This is a genomic window from Bradyrhizobium sp. 2TAF24, assembly GCF_052115025.1.
Lineage (GTDB): Bacteria > Pseudomonadota > Alphaproteobacteria > Rhizobiales > Xanthobacteraceae > Bradyrhizobium_A.
This window is the reverse complement of the sequence record NZ_JBFRFW010000008.1, coordinates 233,987-252,284: the sequence shown is the minus strand read 5'-3', so window position 1 is coordinate 252,284 and position 18,298 is coordinate 233,987. Positions and strand designations below refer to the sequence as shown.

Below are 18,298 nucleotides of genomic sequence, written 5' to 3'. Positions count from 1 at the left end.
CTGCGTCTTGTGACGTTGCTGGAGGATCAGGACAATTGGGCGGATATAGGTCGGAAGTTGGCGAAATCCCAGTCCCGGCCCGGTGCCGCATCCAGCAACTGGCGTGTATAGGCCTGCCGCGGGTGGGTGAGAATCTCGCCAGCGGGGCCCTGTTCGACGATAAGGCCGTGCTGCATCACGATGACATCGTCGCAGATCTGGGCGGCGACGCGCAGATCGTGGGTGATGAACAGCAGCGCGATGCCGAGCCGGGCCTGGATATCGTCGAGCAGCTTGAGCACCTGATCCTGCACCGAGACGTCGAGCGCGGACACCGCCTCGTCCGCCACCAGCACGTCGGGATCCATGGCGAGCGCCCGCGCGATCGCGATGCGCTGGCGCTGGCCGCCGGAGAACTGGTGCGGGTAGCGCGCAATGGCGTCGGTCGGCAGGTCGACCAGCCGCAGCAGGTCGCGCGCCCGGGTCAGCGCATCCTTGTGCGGCGTGCCGTAGTTCACTGGTCCCTCGGCGATGGTCTCGCCGACGGTCAGCCGCGGGTTGAGCGAGCGATAGGGGTCCTGGAAGATCATCTGGATGCGCTTGCGGTGCGGCTGCAGCAGGCGGCGCGACAGGTCTGAAATCTCGCGGCCGACAAGGCGAATGCCGCCGGATGTCGGATCGATCAGGCGTACGATGCAGCGCGCGACGGTCGACTTGCCCGAGCCGCTCTCGCCGACGATGCCGAGGGTGCGACCTTTTTGCAGCGACAGCGTCACGTCCTTGGCGGCGGCGACCTCGCGCACGCCGCCGAACAGCGAGCGTTCGCGGTAGACTTTGCCGAGGTCCGTGGTCTCGAGCACGATCGGCGCATCGCTGGCCGCGCGCGCCGGGCGCGGCACGAGGCTCGGCACGGTGGCGAGCAGGTTGCGGGTGTACTCCTGCGTCGGGTTGCTGAGCACCTGACGCAGCGGTCCCTGTTCGACGAGGCGGCCGCGCCGCATCACCACGACCTCGTCGGCGATCTCTGCGACCACGCCCATGTCGTGGGTGATGAACAGCACCGCGGTGCCGTGGTCCTTCTGCAGGTCGCGGATCAGCGACAGGATCTGCTTCTGGGTGGTGACGTCGAGCGCAGTGGTCGGCTCGTCGGCGATCAGCAGCTTGGGCTCGAGGATCAGCGCCATGGCGATCATGATGCGCTGGCGCTGGCCGCCGGACAGGCGGTGCGGATACGAGCCGAAGATGCGCTCGACGTCCGGCAGCCGCACCTGCTCCATCATGGCAAGGATGCGCTGGCGCCGCGCCCGGGCATCGAGCGAAGTGTGGGTGCGCAGCACCTCGTCGATCTGGCGGCCGACCGGAATCACCGGATTGAGCGCGGTCATCGGTTCCTGGAAGATCATCGCCATGGTGGTAGCGCGCAGCTGCCGCAGCCGCCGCTCGGATGCGGCGCGGATATCCTCGCCGGCGAGACGAATGCTGCCGCTGGTCACGGTGAGCGATCTCTTCGGCAGCAACCCCATCACGGCAAGCGAGGTCACTGATTTGCCCGAGCCGCTCTCGCCGACCACGCACAGCGTCTTGCCGGTGCGGGCCTGCAGCGAGATGTCGTTGATGATGCCCTCGCTGCCCCTCTGGGATTGCAGCCCGACGATCAGGTTCTGGATGTCGAGAACGACGTTGTCGGCCTGATCGGTCATCGGCTGCCCTCCCGCTGTTTCATGCGCGGATCGAGCGCGTCGCGCGTCGCATCGCCGATCAGGTTGATCGACAGGATGGTGATGGAGAGCAGAAGGCCCGGCCAGAAGATCAGTGATGGCTTGATCTGGAACACGGCGCGGCCCTCGGCCATGATGTTGCCCCAGGTCGGCGTCTCCGGGCTGATGCCGGCGCCGAGGAAGGACAGGATCGCCTCGGTCAGGATCGCGGAGGCGCAGATGTAGGTGCCCTGGACGATCAGCGGCGCGATGGTGTTGGGCATCAGGTGCCGCCACAGGATCTTCGGCAGGCTCGAGCCGATGGAAATGGCGGCCTCCACATAGGGCTCCTCGCGCGCCGACAGCACGACGGAGCGCACCAGACGGACGACGCGGGGAATTTCGGGAATGACGATGGCGATCAGCACCGTCTTGATGCTGGCGCCCGACAGCGAGATCACCGCGATGGCGAGCAGGATGCCGGGGATCGCCATCAGGCCGTCCATGATCCGCATGATGACGGCATCGAACCAGCGGAAGAAACCGGAGACGAGGCCGATCGCAAGACCAATCACCACGCTGACGGCCGCGGCGCCAATGCCGATCAGCAGAGAAATGCGGCCGCCGTAGAGGATGCGCGACAGCAGATCGCGGCCATAGGCGTCGGTGCCGAGCGGGAATTCCGCGTTCGGCGGCTTGAGCCGCAGCGCCGGCGCAAGCTGCAGCGGATCGTGCGGCGCGAGCCATGGCGCGAACAGCGCCGAGGCGACCACCAGTGCGAGGCATACGGTCGCAAGGGTGACGATCGGGCCCGAGGCGAGGAATTTAAGCCGCGAGCCGGCGGGGGCCGCGACGGCGGAGTCCGTGTAGGGTTCGACGGTCATCAGTAGCGGATCCGCGGATCGAGGAAGGTGTAGGCGACGTCGATCAGGAGATTGATCGCCACATAGAGCGCGCTGGTCAGCAGGATGACGCCCTGGATCACCGGATAGTCGCGGGCGAGCACCGCATCGACCGTCAGCCGTCCGATGCCCGGCAGGTTGAACACGCTCTCGGTGACGACCACGCCGGAGATCAGGAGGCCAAAGCCGGTACCGATCACGGTGATGACCGGCACCGCGGCATTGCGCAGTGCGTGCGTCAGCAGCACCCGCCGCTCTGTGAGACCCTTGGCGCGCGCGGTGCGGACATAGTCCTCGCCGAGCACATCGAGCATCGAGGCGCGGGTCATGCGCGCGATCAGCGCGATGTAGATGAAGGAGAGGGCGAGGGTCGGTAGCAGCGCTCGCTCGAAGAACGGCCAGACACCCTTGCCGATGCTGCGGAAGCCCTGCACCGGCAGCCAGCGCAGGTCGATCGCAAACACCTGGACCAGCACGTAGCCGATCACGAACACCGGCACCGAGAAGCCCAGCACCGACAGCCCCATCACGCAGCGGTCGATCCAGGTACCCTGCTTCCACGCGGCAACCACTCCGAGTGGAACCGCCACAACCACCGCGAGTACGATGGTGGTGAGGGCGATGCTGATGGTTGGCTCGAGGCGCTGGCCGATCATGGTCAGCACGGGCACGTTGGAAATCAGCGAGACGCCGAGATCGCCCTGCAGGATCTTGCCGAGCCAGGTGACGAACTGCGTCACCAGCGGCTCGTTGAGCCCGAGCGAGGTGCGGATGCGCTCGAGTTGCTCAGGGGTGGCGGTGTCGCCGGCGATGATCGCCGCCGGATCACCCGGTGTCAGCCGCAGCAGCAGGAACACAAACAACGCCACGACGCCCATCACCGGGATGGAGGCCAGCAGGCGCCGGATCAGATAGCCAGCCATGCGCGTTATCTCCCGTTGTCCCAGGATTTGGGTCGCAAGACCCTGCTGGATCGGTGTCCGGTTTCCGTCATGCACATCGCTCGCGTCGCGCTTCGCTGGTCGTTTCTGTCGCTGGTGCCGGCACTTGCTCGGCTCCAGGTAAATTGTGTGCCAAGGCCGGCGAGGGGGCAAGGGCCGGCGTGCCGCCAAACTTCGCCGTGGACAATTCCGATGTCCCGCGCGAGGTGATCATGGCCGTATGCACCGCAGCGTGCCGCCAGCTCTCGACTGCGAGCGCGATCGCTTCGGCGGTGGCCGCCGACAGCGTCCAGCCGAGATGGCCATGGCCGGTGTTGTAGAACACCCCGGGCCTGGTTCCGGATCGCACCACCGGCATCATGTTCGGCATCATCGGACGCAGGCCGGCCCAGGGCACGACCCGCGCGGTCTCCACGCCAGGGAAGTTGCGCTGCACCCAGTCGGTCAGTGGCTGGATGCGATCGGCGCGAATGTCGCGGTTGAAGCCGTTGAACTCGGCGGTGCCGGCAACACGGAAACGATCGGCTCCCAGCCGGCTGGTGACGATTTTGGCGGATTCGTCGAGCAGGCTGACATAAGGGGCTGCGTCGCGGCTCTGCGCTGTGTCGAGATGCACCGTGATCGAGTAGCCCTTGACCGGATAGACGTTGACACGTTCGCCGAGCTGCGCAGCGATGTGCCGGCTGCCGACCCCGGCGCAGACCACGATGCCGTCGACATGGAGCGGCTGCGCTGCCCCGACGTCGTTATCCGAGGACTGCTGCCAGCGGATATCATATCCGCCTTGCACCGGCGTGATCGTATCGACCTGCACCTCGTGGACGAACCGGGCGCCGCGCCGCATGCACGCCGCGGCGAGGCCGCGGGTAAACTTGTGAATGTCGCCGGTCGAATCTGACGGCGTGAAGAAGCCACCGTGATAGCTGCGCTGCAGGGCCGGCTCGATGTCGCGGATCTCCGCGGGGGTCACCGCGCGGCGATCGAGGCCGCCTTCCCTGAGCAAGGTGTTGACACGCAGGCCGGCGTCGAAGCCCGCCTTGTCATGATAGATGTGCAGGATGCCGCGTCGCTCATGATCGAAGGCGATATTTTCCTGCTCGGCCATGGCGAACAGATGCTGCCGCGCCGCGATGGCGAGGCGTGTGGTGGCGATGGTGTTGTCGCGATAGTTGGTGATCTCGCGGGCGAATTCCACGAGCCATGAGTATTTGTGCCAGCTGGGCGCCGGGTTCATCAGCAGCGGCGCATCGCGCCGGAACATCCAGCGCAAACCTTTCAGCATGGTCGCGGCGTTGTTCCAGACTTCGGCGTTGCTCGCCGACAACTGCCCGCCATTGGCGAAGGAGGTTTCCATCGCGGCGTAACGATGACGATCCAGCACCGTTACCGCGTAGCCGCGTTTCAACAGGGCATAGGCCGTCGTCACGCCGGTGATACCGGCGCCGATCACTGCAAAATGGGTCATGGTTGGTCTTCAGGCTCCCGTGCGTTTGAGTCGCGTTGTCACCGGCCAAAAACCGGTGCATGCGCCCCATCTGTCACGGTACCTGAGAGCTTCATCCACCCGCGCCGAAGCGCAAGAAGGATATCCCCTTCGGTGGACCCCATCGTTGCGATGGCGTCTCTCTCCAGATTGTCCTGACGTCACAGTCCTTGGGCCTGAGAGTTTCCGGGGCGGTTGCTCCGTCGGCGCCGAAACGAATGCTTGCACATCCCTTTCGATCTCTCCCGCAACGTCAATACGGACGCTCAAAGCCTAGGATGGGCCTTCCGATTGGGCAAGGCTAAATTTCGCTCCGCGTTGCCGTCTCATTGTGCAACGCAATTCGGATGGCGGATCGTGCTGCGTTGTGTCTGCTTTGGCACATGAAAACGGGATGAGGTGACTCTCATCCCGTGGCATGGCGGTGCCGGGAAACGATGCAGAACGACCGGTTCCGGCTCAGTCGAGCGTTGCGAGCAGCCCGGCCATCAGGCGGCCGCGGGTCACCAGGCTGTCGACTTCGATATGTTCTTCCAGCGTGTGGGCGCCATCGCCGCACACGCCAAGGCCATCGAGGGTCGCGATGCCCATCGCGCCGGTGAAATTGCCGTCGGAGCCGCCGCCGACACTGCCATGGATGAGATCGATGCCGAGCGTCCTGGCGATGCCGCGCGCGGTCTCGAACAGCGCGATGGTCTTGTCGTTCGGCTCCCACACCGGGCGGGTGACGCCGCGCGTGACCGTGAAGGTGACGTCGTTGGCGGTGCCGGACAGCGCCAGCATGCGCGCGACACCGCGGTCGAGATCCTCCTGGCGCTTCGCCATGCTGAGCGCCTCGCCGGTGCACAGCGACGGCACGCAGTTGACCCACTGTCCGCCATGGACGAGGCCGACGCTGAAGGTGCAGTCCTCGGCGGTCATGCCGTCGATCTCGATCACCTTGCGCGCCATCTCGCGGATCGCAGAACGGCCGGCCGCGAGCGTCGCACCGGCATGGCTGGGGCGGCCCTTGGCCTCGAGGTTGAAGCGGGCGATGGCGTAGCGGCCGGAAACGACGCCGCTGCTGCCGCGGCCGGGCTCGGGCACCAGCACATATTTGTGGCGCGCGGCCTCCGCCTCGATCAGGTCGCGGGTCGAGGGCGTGCCGACCTCCTCGTCGGGCGTCAGCAGCACGGTGACGGGCAGAGGCGTGGCGATGGCGGCGCGCTGCAATTGCCGGATTGCCTCCAGCGAGAGGTAGTTGCCGCCCTTCATGTCGAAGATGCCGGGGCCGTAGCACCTGCTGCCCTCGCGCCGCCAGGGCAGCTTGGCGAGCGTACCGACCGGATGGACGGTGTCGAGATGGCCGGCGATCAGGATGCCGGGCACGTCGCGTCGGGGATGCGGGAAGCGGGCGCGCACGCAGCCGCCGAAGCCATTGCGCCCGGCGATGTGCTCGATCTCGGCGCCGGCCACTGCAAGGTCGCGGGCGGCGAGACCGATCATGCGGTTGACGGCTGCGGCATCCCAGGTCGGGCTCTCGCATTCCACCCACGGGCGCAGGCCCTGCAGCATGGTGTCGACGTCGAACGGAAGTTGTGCCGGATTGATCACGGGCGTGTCCCTCTCTGTGTCATTGTCGGCTGCCGAGCGCTCCCTGGCGGCGGGGCGATGATGCAGTCTGATGCCGGTGACCGCAAGCGGCGGTCCTGAAAATCCCGCGCGCCGCAACCGCGTGCACGGCATCCGGTGCGGGGTGTCGCAGGTGCCGTGCACAGCGCCGCCGAAATCACGATTGACGCCCTGCGTGGTTGATGCAAGTCTTGAAGCTTAAAACATCGCATCGTCATGGCGCGTCAGCATCTTGAGCGGGATGCCGGAAAAGCCTCACCGTTGTGGCCAACCTGTCGCCCAGGAAAATCCATCGGGGACGAGAACAATTCTGGAGGATGGTATGTCTGTTGTCTTGCGTGAACGAAAATCGCTGGCGCGGATCGCGCTGCGGGGGCTGCTCGCGTCCGCGGTCGTATTCGGCTTCTCGTCGGCCTCGCAGGCGGGCAAGACCATCACTGCCGTGATGCATTCCGACCTGCGGGTGATCGATCCGATCATCACCACGGCCTATATCTCGCGCGATCACGGCTACATGGTCTACGATACGCTGCTGGCGGTCGACTCCAGCTTCAAGGTGCGGCCGCAGATGGCCGACTGGAAAGTGTCCGACGACAAGCTGACCTACACCTTCACCCTGCGCGACGGCCTGAAATGGCATGACGGCAAGCCGGTCACGGCGGAAGACTGCGTGGCGTCGCTGAAGCGCTGGGGCGCGCGCGACAGCATGGGCCAGAAGCTGCTGGATTACACTGCCAGCCTGGAGGCCACCGATGCGAAGACCATCACGCTGAAGCTCAAGGAGCCGTATGGCCTGGTGCTGGATTCGATCGCGAAGCCGTCCTCGGTGGTGCCGTTCATGATGCCCAAGCGCATCGCCGAGACGCCGTCGGACAAGGCGATCCCGGAGCAGGTCGGCTCGGGGCCGTTCAAGTTCGTGCAGTCCGAGTTCCAGCCCGGCGTCAAGGCGGTCTATGAGAAGAACAAGGACTATGTTCCCCGCTCGGAGCCGCCGAGCTGGACGTCGGGCGGCAAGGTGGTGAAGGTCGACCGGGTCGAGTGGGTGACGATGCCGGACGCGCAGACCGCGGTGAACGCGCTGCAGTCGGGCGACATTGACTTCATCGAATTCCCGCCGAGCGATCTCTTGCCGGCGCTCGAAGCCAACAAGGATCTCAAGGTCGAGAACCTCAACAAGTTCGGCTTCCAGACGCTCGGCCGGATGAATTTCCTGCACCCGCCGTTCGACAATCCCAAGGTGCGCCGCGCGGCGCTGCTCGCCGTCAAGCAGAAGGACGTGCTGGACGCGCTGGTCGGCAGTTCGAAGTACTATCAGATCTGCGGCTCGTTCTTCGGTTGCGGCACGCCGTTCAGCACCGATGTCGGCTCCGAGAGCCTGACCAAGGGCAATGGCCTTGCGGAGGCGAAGAAGCTCCTCGCGGAGTCCGGCTATGATGGCACCCCGGTGGTGATCATGGCGCCGGGCGACGTGGTGACGCTGAAGCCGCAGCCGATCGTGGTTGCCCAGCAGCTGCGCGATGCCGGCTTCAAGGTCGATGTCGTCGCCACCGACTGGCAGACCGTGGTGACCCGCCGCGCCAGCCAGAAGTCGCCGAAGGAGGGCGGCTGGAACATGTTCTTCACCAACTGGGTGGTGGCGGACATTCTCAATCCTGTCGTGAACTCGAGCCTGAACAGCCGCGGCAAGAATGGTGGCTGGTTCGGCTGGGCAGACGATCCGAAGATGGAGCAGCTGCGCGATGCCTTCGCGCGGGCCAGCACGCCGGAGGAGCGTACCAAGATCGCGACCCAGGTGCAGGAATACGCTTTCGAGCAGGTCACCTACATTCCGCTTGGCCAGTTCCTGGCCCCGGCAGCATGGCGCAAGGAGTTGACCGGCGTGCTCGACGGCCCAGCGACCCCGGTGTTCTGGAACATCGACAAGTCCGAGTAAGCCGGACTTCGCCCGATCAGCAAAAAACCGCGGGATGAGCGTGATCTCATCCCGCGGTCTTCAGTGTGCGGCTTTCAGTGTGCGGCGGACTGGCAGCACCTTGGCGTCGTCAGGCGACGCGGGCCGCGGCCCGAGGATCGATCGGCGTGATGCCGCGCAGGCCGAGCAGATCCTCGATCACCTTGGCGCCTGCCAGCAACTGCGCTTCGGCACGCGGCGCCGCGATCACCTGCAGGCCGACCGGCAGTCCGCTTGCGGTGAAGCCGCAGGGCATCGACAGCGCCGGGCTGCATGACAGCGTGATGGCGTAGACGATGGCGAGCCATTCGACATAATTGTCGAAGGTCTTGCCGGCGCACTCGGTGAGGTAGCGCTGCTCGACCGGGAAGGCGGGCACGATGGTCGCAGGCGCAAGCAGCAGATCATAGGTCTGGAAGAAGGCGTGAGCGCGCGCCACGAGCGCGACGCGCTGGCCTTCGGCCTTCTCGATCTGCTCGACGGTGAGCTGCAGTCCCTTCTCGATATTCCAGATCACTTCGGGCTTGAGCAGGTCGCGGTGCTCACGCAGCAGTTTCGCCATGCCGATCGCGAAATCGAACGCGCGCAGTGTCTGGAAGCAGTCATGGGCTTCGCGCAGATCGGGGTGGGCTTCCTCGACGATGACGCCGATGTCGGCAAGCTTCTGTGCCGCCTGCCGGGTGAGCGCGGCGACTTCCGGATCGACCGGGGTGATGCCGAGGTCGRGCGAGTAGGCGACCTTGCGCGGGCGGCGGCCGGAGCGCGCCGCGGCCAGGAACGAGTTCGGCAGTCGCGGCAGCGACAGCGGGTCGGTGGGCTCCTCGCCGCTCATGGCGTCGAGCAGCAGCGCCACGTCCTCGATGTTGCGCGCCATCGGCCCCTGCACGCCAAGGGTGCTGTCGATCTTGGGAGCCGGGGTATGGGCGACACGGCCGATGCTCGGTCGCAAGCCGACCACACCGCAGAAGCTCGCCGGATTGCGCAGCGACCCCCCCATGTCCGAACCATGCGCCACCCATGCCGTGCCGGAGGCGAGCGCGGCCGCGGCGCCGCCGGACGAACCGGCCGCAGAGCGCGTGAGATCCCAGGGATTGCGCGTGGCGCCGAACACCTCGTTGAAGGTGTTGGCGCCGGCGCCGAACTCCGGGGTGTTCGATTTGGCGTAGACCACGGCGCCGGCGGCTTCGAGATGCTGGACGAGAATGTCGGACCTGGCCGGGATGTTGTTGCGGAAGATCGGTGAGCCGTGGGTGGTCAGCACGCCTTCGACTTCGGTGAGATCCTTGATCGGAACGGGAAGGCCGGCGAGCAAGCCGCGCGCCTCGGCGGGCTTGCCGGAAAGTGCACTTGCTTTTGAACGAGCGCGATCAAAGCACAGGGTCGGCAGCGCGTTGACCTTGCTGTCCACCTCGCTGATCCGCGCTTCCAGCGCATCGAGCAGATCGTGAGTCGTGATGTCGTTGCCGCGCAGACGATCGACGATATCGCAGGCCGTGGCCTGCAGAAGCTCTTGATGTGTCCCCACCGGGCATCCTTCTTGTCGAGATTGACCTCGCGGTGATGCTAGCAACGTTTTCAGTCTTGAGAACCGTCAAATTTGCATGCGCATGACGGAGGCGGACCGGCGCCGGCGGATCGTTCAACCTGAGGTGGCCGCGGCCGGAACGGGCGCGGCTTCGGCTGGCGTCGCCGGCTTTTCCCGCACCAGATCGTGGATGAAGCTGAGCTTGCCGATCACCTCGGGCGACAGGATGAAGGGATAGAGGTCGGGCTGGCCCATGCAGCGGTTGATGTTGTTCATGGCGAACGACACCGGCAGCCAGCCGTCGACGATGGTCTGGAACGATGCGATCTTGTAGGGGTTGAAATCGATCGTCGCCTCGAGCTGGCCGCTGTCGTCGATGCGCGGCTCGACGCGCAGGTTGAAGGCACGCGCCATCTCCATGGTGTCGATGATGTGCAGGTAGTGCGCCCAGGTTTCGGCGAAGTCTTCCCAGGGATGGGCGCTGGCATAGGCGCTGACGAAATGTGCTTGCCAGTCCGTCGGTGGGCCTTCGCTGTAATAAGCCTGCAGCGCATCGGGATAGCTGCGTGTGTCGTCGCCGAACACGGCGCGGAACGCATCCAGATCGTTGCGGTCCCGTACCAAGCGATCCCAGAAATAATGCCCCGTCTCATGGCGGAAATGGCCGAGCAGGGTGCGGTAGGGTTCGCCCATCAGCGAGCGCCGCCGTTCGCGCTCGGCGTCGTCGGCTTCCGCGATGGCGAGCGTGATCAGCCCGCTGTCATGGCCGGTCATCACCCGCGCGTTGGGATCGAACGGCGAGTCGGCGAGAAAATTGAACAGCAGGCCTTCGGGATCTTCAGCGCGTGTCTGCAGCGGCAGCTGCAGGCGGAGCAGCGTGTAGAGCAGGCGGTGCTTGGCAATTTCGATCCGTTGCCAGTTGACGGCGTTCGGCGGTTGCGAGAGGTCGGGGATAATGCCGTTGTGCCGGCAGGCGAGGCAGAAGGCGTCGGCGGATGCGGCGTCGATCAGCCAGTTGCATACGCCGTAGGCGGCATTGCTGCAGAAGCGATAGCGCGCCTCGGACGGCGGTGCCGTGCGCCAGGTCGCGTGCGCGCCTTCATCCTCCGTCTCCAGCGCCAGCAGCCGGTTCTGTTCATGCTCATAGCCGAGCACATGGCCGCAGGTGTCGCAGCGCGTGGTTTCGAAATAGAGGAGCTGGGCGCAGACCGCGCACTTGAACAGTCTCATGGCACCGCCCGCGTTCGTCCGCTGCGGCGGACCGGTTCGCCGCAGCCCGTAACAATGAGGCAACCGGCGTCCGGTTCCACGCTTGACCTCACACTGCCGCGAACGGCGGCGTCCGCTGGCCGCTTTCTGGGCAATTTGCTGCAAAGGCCGGCAATTTCAATGAATTAGCTGGTATTGTCATCTTCCCGGCATTGACAGGGGCGGATCGGCGCTCAACTCTGGCGGGCGACGCTCACAACGCGGGACCATTTGATCGTGTCCATCCTTGTCTCGCTGCATCACCTGACGCGCTATCGTTACGATCGTCCGGTCTCGCTTGGCCCTCAAGTGGTGCGGTTGCGTCCGGCCCCGCACAGCCGCACCAGGATCAGGAGCTACTCGCTCAAGGTCACGCCATCGAACCATTTCATCAACTGGCAGCAGGATCCGCACGGCAACTGGTTCGCGCGGCTGGTTTTCCCCGAAAAGGCCGAGGAGTTCGCGGTCCAGGTCGACCTCACCGCGGACATGTCGGTGGTCAATCCGTTCGACTTCTTCGTCGAGCCGTTTGCCGAGCGCTTCCCGTTCACCTATCCGGAGGAACTGATCGGTGAACTCGCGGCCTATCGCACGCCGGAGGTAGCCGCGCCACGGCTCGCCGCGCTGCTGGCGAGCCTGCCGAAGGGTGATATCGGCACTGTCGATCTGCTCGTCGAGCTCAATGCGCGGCTGCAGCGCGACATCCGCTACGTCATCCGCATGGAGCCGGGCGTCCAGGAGCCCGAGGAGACGCTGACGCTGGGCTCGGGATCATGCCGGGATTCGGCATGGCTGCTGGTGCAGATCGCGCGCCATCTCGGCCTCGCCGCGCGCTTCGTGTCGGGCTACCTGATCCAGCTCAAGGCCGATATCGATCCGCTCGACGGGCCGAAGGGCACCGAGCACGATTTCTGCGACCTGCATGCCTGGGCCGAAATCTACATTCCCGGCGCCGGCTGGATCGGCTTCGACGCCACCTCGGGGCTGTTGTGCGGCGAGGGGCATATCCCGCTGTTCGCTGCGCCCCACTATCGCGCGGCGGCGCCGATCTCGGGCATGACCGAGCCGGCCGAGACCGCGTTCGGCTTCGAGATGAACGTGACGCGGGTGCACGAGGCGCCGCGGGTGACCTGGCCGTTCTCCGACGCGGCGTGGGCACAGCTCGATGCGCTGGGCGAAGCCGTCGATCGTGACCTCAAAGACCAGGACGTGCGCCTGACCATGGGCGGCGAGCCGACATTCGTCGCGGTGGATGATTTCCAGGCCGCCGAGTGGAACACCGCCGCGGTCGGTCCGACCAAGCGGCAGTTCGCCGACGATCTCGCGCGGCGGCTGCGCGCCCGCTTCGCGCCCGACGGTTTTCTGCACTACGGCCAGGGCAAGTGGTATCCGGGCGAGAGCCTGCCGCGCTGGGCGTTCGCGCTGTACTGGCGCAAGGACGGCGTGCCGATCTGGAGCGACCCGGCGCTGGTCGCCGACGAGGGCGGTCCGCGCGGCGCGACCGCAGAGCAGGCCGAGCAGCTTGCGACCGGCATTGCATCCCATCTCGGCATCGCGGCGGATCACGTGCTGCCGGCCTATGAGGATCCGGCGCACTGGCTGCTCAGGGAAGGCGAGTTGCCGGTCAATGTCGACGCGCTTGACCCGCGCATCGAGGATGCCGAAGTCCGTGCGCGCATGGTGCGCACCTTCGAGCGCGGCCTGTCGAAGCCGGCCGGCTATGTGCTGCCGGTGCAGGCCTGGAACGCCGCGGCGCGCGACTGGCGCTGGCGCAGCGAGCGCTGGCAGCTGCGGCGCGGCCGATTGTTCCTGATGCCGGGCGATTCCCCGATCGGGCTGCGGCTGCCGCTCGGCGGGCTGCCATGGATCGCCGCCGCGGATTATCCCTACATCCACCCGCAGGACCCGACACAGCAATTGCCGCCGCTGCCGACACCGGACGAACTGGCAAAGCTGCAGACCCAGATGCCGCCGCGCGCATCCGGTGTCGTGCACGCGCCGTCGCCAATCGGTGGCGCCGATATCGGCGGCGTCGTGCGCACGGCACTGTCGGTCGAGCCGCGCAACGGCATTCTCTGTGTATTCATGCCACCGGTGGAGCGGCTGGAGGATTATCTGGCGCTCATTGCGGTGATCGAGCGCGCCGCGCGCGAGACCGGCCTGCCCGTGCATATCGAAGGCTATCCGCCGCCGGTCGATCCGCGGCTCAACGTCATCAAGGTCACGCCGGATCCGGGCGTGATCGAGGTCAACGTCCACCCGGCGGAGAGCTGGCACGATGCGGTCGCGACCACGGCTGGCGTCTATGAGGAGGCGCGGCAGTGCCGGCTCGGCACCGACAAGTACATGATCGACGGCCGTCATGTCGGCACCGGCGGCGGCAATCATGTGGTGCTCGGCGGCGCGACGCCGCAGGATTCGCCGTTCCTGCGCCGGCCAGACCTGCTTCGCAGCCTCCTCATCTACTGGCAGCGCCACCCGTCGCTGTCTTATCTCTTTGCCGGCCTGTTCGTCGGTCCGACCAGCCAGGCGCCGCGCATCGACGAGGCTCGTCTGGACAGCCTGTATGAACTCGAGATCGCGCTGGCGCAGGTGCCCGATCCCGGCACAGGACAGATTCCGCTATGGCTGGTCGATCGCCTGTTCCGTAATCTGTTGACCGATGTCACCGGCAATACCCATCGCGCCGAGATCTGTATCGACAAGCTGTACTCGCCAGATGGTCCGACGGGGCGGCTCGGCCTGATCGAATTCCGCTCGTTCGAGATGCCGCCGGATGCACGCATGAGCCTCGCGCAGCAGCTGCTGCTGCGCGCGCTGATCGCCTGGTTCTGGCGCGCGCCGCTGAGCGGGGGGCTGGTGCGCTGGGGCACGGCGCTGCATGACCGCTTCATGCTGCCGCATTTCGTCTGGGCGGATTTCCTCGACATCCTCGCCGACCTGCGCGGCGCCGGTTACCCTTTCGATCCCGCCTGGTTCGAGGCACAGCGCGAATTCCGCTTCCCGTTCTATGGCACGGTCGAATATGGCGGCGTGCGCCTCGAACTGAGCCAGGCGCTCGAGCCCTGGCATGTGCTCGGCGAGGAGGGCGTGGGTGGTGGCACCGTGCGCTTCGTCGATTCCTCGGTGGAGCGGCTGCAGCTCAAGGCCACCGGATTCGTGCCCGGCCGCCATGTCGTCACCTGCAATGGCCGCCGCCTGCCGATGACCTCGACCGGGGTATCGGGCGAGGCGGCGGCGGGCGTGCGCTTCAAGGCCTGGCAGCCCCCCACCGGGCTGCATCCGGCCATTCCGGTGCAGGCGCCGCTGACGTTCGACCTGATCGATAGCTGGAACGCGCGCTCGCTCGGTGGTTGCGTCTATCATGTCGCCCATCCGGGTGGTCGCAACTACGAGACCTTCCCGGTCAATTCCTATGAGGCCCAGGCGCGGCGACTGGCGCGGTTTCAGGATCACGGCCATACTGGTGGCCCCGTCGATTCCCCACCGCTGGAGCCGAGCGGGGAGTTTCCGCTGACGCTCGACCTCCGGCGACGCGTCGATTGGTGAGCCCGGACCCGACCCATGAATCCCGCTGCAGGCAGCAAGGCCGCCGCCGCCTCGTTCGAGGAGGACTGGGCTGCGTCCTACGCGGACTATGCGCCGCTGCCCGGCATTCCCGATGAATTCATCGGCGCCGACGGCCAGCCCAGGCCGCACTGGCGCAGGCTGCTCGATTATCTCTCCGCCAACGACATGGAGCGCTCGCTGGCGGTGGCGCGGCGCCACATCCGCGATCTCGGCATCTCCTATCGCGTAGGCGACGAGGCCAAGGAGCGTAACTGGCCGGTCAGCAGCCTGCCGCTGGTCATCGACGAGAGCGACTGGCAGGCCATCTCGGCCGGCATCGTGCAGCGCGCGTCGATGTTCGAGGCGCTGCTCGCCGATGTCTATGGGCCGGCGAAGCTGGTGGCCGACGGCGTGCTGCCGGCGGCGGCGGTGGCGGGCAGCAAGGAATATCTGCGGCCGCTCGCCGGCGTGAAACCGCCGGGCGGACGCTGGCTGCATCTCTACGCCGCCGACATCGGCCGCGGCCCCGACGGCCGCTGGTGGGTGCTGAATGATCGTGCCCAGGCGCCCTCGGGCGCGGGCTACGCGCTGGAGAACCGCCTCGCGATCTCGCGCGCCTATCACACCACCTATGCCGGCATGAATGTGCAGCGGCTGGCGCCGTTCTTCCGCGCCTTCCGCAGCGGACTCGCGGCGCAGGCCGGCCGCGCGGAGCCGCGCATCTGCCTGATGACGCCGGGCCCCTACAGCCAGACCTATTCCGAGCAGTCGTATCTCGCCCGCTATCTCGGCTTCCTGCTGGTCGAGGGCGACGACCTCGTGGTGCACGACGGCAGGGTGCATGTCCGCACCATTGCCGGGCTGAAGCGCGCCGACGTGCTGTGGCGGCGGGTGGACGCGGATTATATCGACCCGCTCGAATTGAACGGCGCGTCGCGGCTCGGCGTGCCGCAGCTGATCTCGGCGATCCGCAGCGGCAGCGTCGTCGTCGCCAACATGCCCGGCGCCGGCTTCATCGAGTCGCGGGCGCTGCTCAGCTTCATGCCGCGTATCGCCAAGCATCTCACCGGCGAGGAACTGGCGCTGCCGAACATCGCGACGTGGTGGTGCGGGCAGCGAGAGGCGCGCGAGCGGGTGCTCGGCGGCTTCGACACGCTGTCGATCGCCGGCGCGTTCGAGGATCGCGTGCCCGGTTTTGCGGAGCGTAACCTGCTGGGCGCGGACCTCGCGCCTGCAGCGGCTGCAAAGGTCAAGGCGGCGATCGCGGCGCGCGGGCTCGATTATGTCGGCCAGGAGGTGGTGCGGCTGTCGACGGCGCCGGTGTTTGAGGACGGCAAGCTGGTGCCACGACCGTTCGTGCTGCGGGTGTTCGCCGCCGCGACGCCGGACGGCTGGCAGGTGATGCCCGGCGGCTTCTGCCTGATCTCCGACAAGGCTGACGCGCGCGCGGTCAGTATGGGCGACGGCGTGCAGTCCGCCGACGTCTGGGTGCTGTCGCAGAACCCGGTGCCGGTCGAGACGCTGCTGCCGTCGAAGGAGAACGTCAACATTCGCCGCATCCTCGGCAATCTGCCGAGCCGCGCCGCCGACAACCTGTTCTGGTTCGGCCGCTATCTCGAACGGGCAGAGGCGACCTTGCGCATCGTGCGCTGCCTGTGCGCGCGGAGCGTCGACATCGATCTTGCCTCCGGTGTCGCGGCGGATTCGCTGCAACGCCTTGCCGGGCTGTTGCTGGCCTGGGGCGCGGTGCCGGCGGAGCAGGCGGCGCCGCGCACGCTCGCGACCATCGCCACCGCACTCGGCTCGGAGACGCAGTATGGCTCAGTGCTGTGCAGTGTGCGCATGGCCTACGGCGCGGCGTCCGTGATCCGCGAGCGGCTGTCAGTGGACAGCTGGAAGCTGCTGGGGGCACTGGAAACCCAGCTGCAGCTGAAGACCGCGGATCTTGCCACCGAAGCGGAGGCTTATGAGGCGGCCGACCGCGCGCTGGTGACGCTGGCGGCGATCTCGGGCCTCGTGCAGGAGAACTTCAACCGCGTCGCCGGCTGGCGCTTCCTCGACATCGGCCGCCGGGTCGAGCGCGCCATCAACACCTGCCGCATGGTGCGCAGCTTCGCTGGCGACAACGCCAGCGCTGACGATCTCGACATCCTGCTCGACCTGATCGACTCCCAGATCACCTACCGCTCGCGCTACCTGATCGGCGTGGCGCTGGCGCCGGTGCGCGACATGGCGCTGCTCGACCCCTACAATCCGCGTTCGGTCAGCTTCCAGATCAGCCAGCTGCGTGACCACATCGACACGCTGCCGACGCTGAACGACGACGGCATTCCCGAGGAGCCCAAGCGCTTCATCGATCTGTTCGCCGGCGAGATCGCCAGCGCCGCGGCCGACGACATCGAGCCGTCGTCGGTGCTGGCGTTCGAGCAGACCCTGATGCGGTTTGCCGACGCCATCGCGTCGCGCTACTTCCTGCAACGGCCGGAGGGTCTCAAAGTGAAAAGCGCGAGCGGTCTGGCGTGATCTACGATATCCGGCATGTCACAAAATATTCCTATGAGGTGCGCGTCTCCTCGGCCAAGCTCGCGTTGCGGCTGACGCCGGCCGATGGCGGCGGCCAGCGCCTGATCCGGCACGAGCTCGCGATCAGGCCGCAGCCGCGCCAACTCATCCGCGAGCGCGACTTCTTCGGCAATGACGTGATGGTGGCGCTGATCGACACCGGCCTGATCGACCTCGAGGTCGAGGCGACGGCCCGTGTCGAGGTCGCCCGTCCAGTCGGCTTGCTCGCCGGCGCCAGCCCGGACTGGCGCAGCGTGGCGGCGGCCGCGATCGCCGATACCTCGCTCGCGGCGGCGTCGCCGGTGCACTGCCTGTTTTCCAGCCCGCGGATCACGCTGCCGCGGGAAATTGCCGACTATGCCGCGCTCAGCTTTCCTGCGGGCATGCCGGTGATCGATGGCGCGCGTGATCTTGCGCGCCGCATCCGCAAGGAGTTCGCGTACCGGCCGAATTCCACCGAGGTATCGACCCCGCTCGATGAGGCGTTCGCGCAGCGCCGCGGCGTGTGCCAGGACTTCGCGCATATCATGATTTCGGGCCTGCGCGGTCTCGGCCTGCCGGCCGCCTATGTCAGCGGCTACATCCGCACCATCCCGCCGCCGGGCACGAAACGCCTGGAGGGCGCGGACGCCTCCCACGCCTGGGTGTCGGTGTGGTGCGGCCATGATGTCGGCTGGTTCGGCATCGACCCGACCAACGCCATCGATGTCGGCAACGACCACATCGTGTTGGCGACCGGGCGCGACTTCTCCGATGTGTCGCCGATCTATGGTGTGTTCCTGGGCTCCGGGGCGCAGGAGCTGGAAGTGGGCGTCGACGTCATTCCGGTGGAGAGCGTGGCGGCGTAAGG

General features: G+C 66.7%; 10 protein-coding genes, 1 pseudogene and 2 riboswitches. Of the genes and pseudogenes, 4 read left to right on the top strand and 7 right to left on the bottom strand.

The features are described from left to right. Window positions 1-26: 26 nt before the first annotated feature. The 5 genes and pseudogenes from AB4Z37_RS15095 to AB4Z37_RS15075 form a co-directional block, all read right to left on the bottom strand. A complete protein-coding gene (locus AB4Z37_RS15095; RefSeq protein ID WP_441517543.1) occupies window positions 27-1,679 on the bottom strand; it encodes an ABC transporter ATP-binding protein in 1,653 nt (550 codons plus the stop codon). Further along, the gene (locus AB4Z37_RS15090) at window positions 1,676-2,560 is read right to left on the bottom strand and encodes an ABC transporter permease (RefSeq protein WP_441517542.1); all 885 of its coding nucleotides are present in this window, start codon (window positions 2,558-2,560) and stop codon (window positions 1,676-1,678) included. The genes AB4Z37_RS15095 and AB4Z37_RS15090 overlap by 4 nt, the downstream gene beginning before the upstream one ends. Further along, the gene (locus AB4Z37_RS15085; RefSeq protein WP_441517541.1) at window positions 2,560-3,501 is read right to left on the bottom strand and encodes an ABC transporter permease; all 942 of its coding nucleotides are present in this window, start codon (window positions 3,499-3,501) and stop codon (window positions 2,560-2,562) included. Before AB4Z37_RS15085 ends, AB4Z37_RS15090 begins: the two co-directional genes overlap by 1 nt. A 253-nt stretch (window positions 3,502-3,754) precedes the next feature. After that, window positions 3,755-4,984: pseudogene (locus AB4Z37_RS15080) on the bottom strand (D-amino acid dehydrogenase); the annotation flags it as partial. 66 nt (window positions 4,985-5,050) lie between these two features. Next, window positions 5,051-5,155, bottom strand: a riboswitch (glycine riboswitch). 1 nt (window position 5,156) lies between these two features. Then, window positions 5,157-5,260, bottom strand: a riboswitch (glycine riboswitch). A 201-nt stretch (window positions 5,261-5,461) separates the two neighbouring features. After that, window positions 5,462-6,592 carry a M20/M25/M40 family metallo-hydrolase gene (locus tag AB4Z37_RS15075; RefSeq protein WP_441517587.1) on the bottom strand — a complete coding sequence of 377 codons (1,131 nt, stop codon included), beginning with the start codon at window positions 6,590-6,592 and terminating at the stop codon, window positions 5,462-5,464. A gap of 343 nt (window positions 6,593-6,935) precedes the next feature. Here AB4Z37_RS15075 and AB4Z37_RS15070 point away from each other — a divergent pair, with 343 nt between their 5' ends. Beyond that, window positions 6,936-8,546 (top strand): ABC transporter substrate-binding protein, encoded by a 1,611-nt coding sequence (locus tag AB4Z37_RS15070; protein ID WP_441517540.1) that lies wholly within the window; start codon window positions 6,936-6,938, stop codon window positions 8,544-8,546. Window positions 8,547-8,655: 109 nt separating this feature from the next. Here the strand turns inward: AB4Z37_RS15070 and AB4Z37_RS15065 are convergent, their stop codons facing one another. Together AB4Z37_RS15065 and AB4Z37_RS15060 are read right to left on the bottom strand one after the other, a co-directional pair. Beyond that, window positions 8,656-10,089 (bottom strand): amidase, encoded by a 1,434-nt coding sequence (locus AB4Z37_RS15065; protein ID WP_441517539.1) that lies wholly within the window; start codon window positions 10,087-10,089, stop codon window positions 8,656-8,658. A 114-nt stretch (window positions 10,090-10,203) separates the two neighbouring features. Beyond that, window positions 10,204-11,319: a zinc-binding metallopeptidase family protein gene (locus AB4Z37_RS15060; protein WP_441517538.1), complete on the bottom strand. Its 1,116-nt coding sequence runs from the start codon at window positions 11,317-11,319 to the stop codon at window positions 10,204-10,206. A gap of 255 nt (window positions 11,320-11,574) precedes the next feature. Between AB4Z37_RS15060 and AB4Z37_RS15055 the strand changes: the two genes are divergently transcribed. The 3 genes from AB4Z37_RS15055 to AB4Z37_RS15045 are packed head-to-tail and all read left to right on the top strand — an operon-like array spanning window position 11,575 to window position 18,296. After that, window positions 11,575-14,886, top strand: coding sequence for a transglutaminase family protein (locus AB4Z37_RS15055; protein WP_441517537.1), 3,312 nt, complete (start codon window positions 11,575-11,577; stop codon window positions 14,884-14,886). Window positions 14,887-14,901: 15 nt separating this feature from the next. Continuing rightward, window positions 14,902-17,409, top strand: coding sequence for a circularly permuted type 2 ATP-grasp protein (locus AB4Z37_RS15050; protein WP_441517536.1), 2,508 nt, complete (start codon window positions 14,902-14,904; stop codon window positions 17,407-17,409). Beyond that, complete coding sequence (locus AB4Z37_RS15045; RefSeq protein WP_441517535.1) at window positions 17,406-18,296, top strand: transglutaminase family protein; 891 nt, start codon at window positions 17,406-17,408, stop codon at window positions 18,294-18,296. Before AB4Z37_RS15050 ends, AB4Z37_RS15045 begins: the two co-directional genes overlap by 4 nt. Window positions 18,297-18,298: the final 2 nt, after the last annotated feature.

Excerpts from the sequence above, each read along its gene's own strand:
- AB4Z37_RS15085 (WP_441517541.1), bottom strand. The coding sequence starts at position 3,501 with ATGGCTGGCTATCTGATCCGGCGCCTGCTGGCCTCCATCCCGGTGATG.
- AB4Z37_RS15070 (WP_441517540.1), top strand. The coding sequence starts at position 6,936 with ATGTCTGTTGTCTTGCGTGAACGAAAATCGCTGGCGCGGATCGCGCTG.
- AB4Z37_RS15050 (WP_441517536.1), top strand. The coding sequence starts at position 14,902 with ATGAATCCCGCTGCAGGCAGCAAGGCCGCCGCCGCCTCGTTCGAGGAG.
- AB4Z37_RS15090 (WP_441517542.1), bottom strand. The coding sequence starts at position 2,560 with ATGACCGTCGAACCCTACACGGACTCCGCCGTCGCGGCCCCCGCCGGC.
- AB4Z37_RS15095 (WP_441517543.1), bottom strand. The coding sequence starts at position 1,679 with ATGACCGATCAGGCCGACAACGTCGTTCTCGACATCCAGAACCTGATC.
- AB4Z37_RS15060 (WP_441517538.1), bottom strand. The coding sequence starts at position 11,319 with ATGAGACTGTTCAAGTGCGCGGTCTGCGCCCAGCTCCTCTATTTCGAA.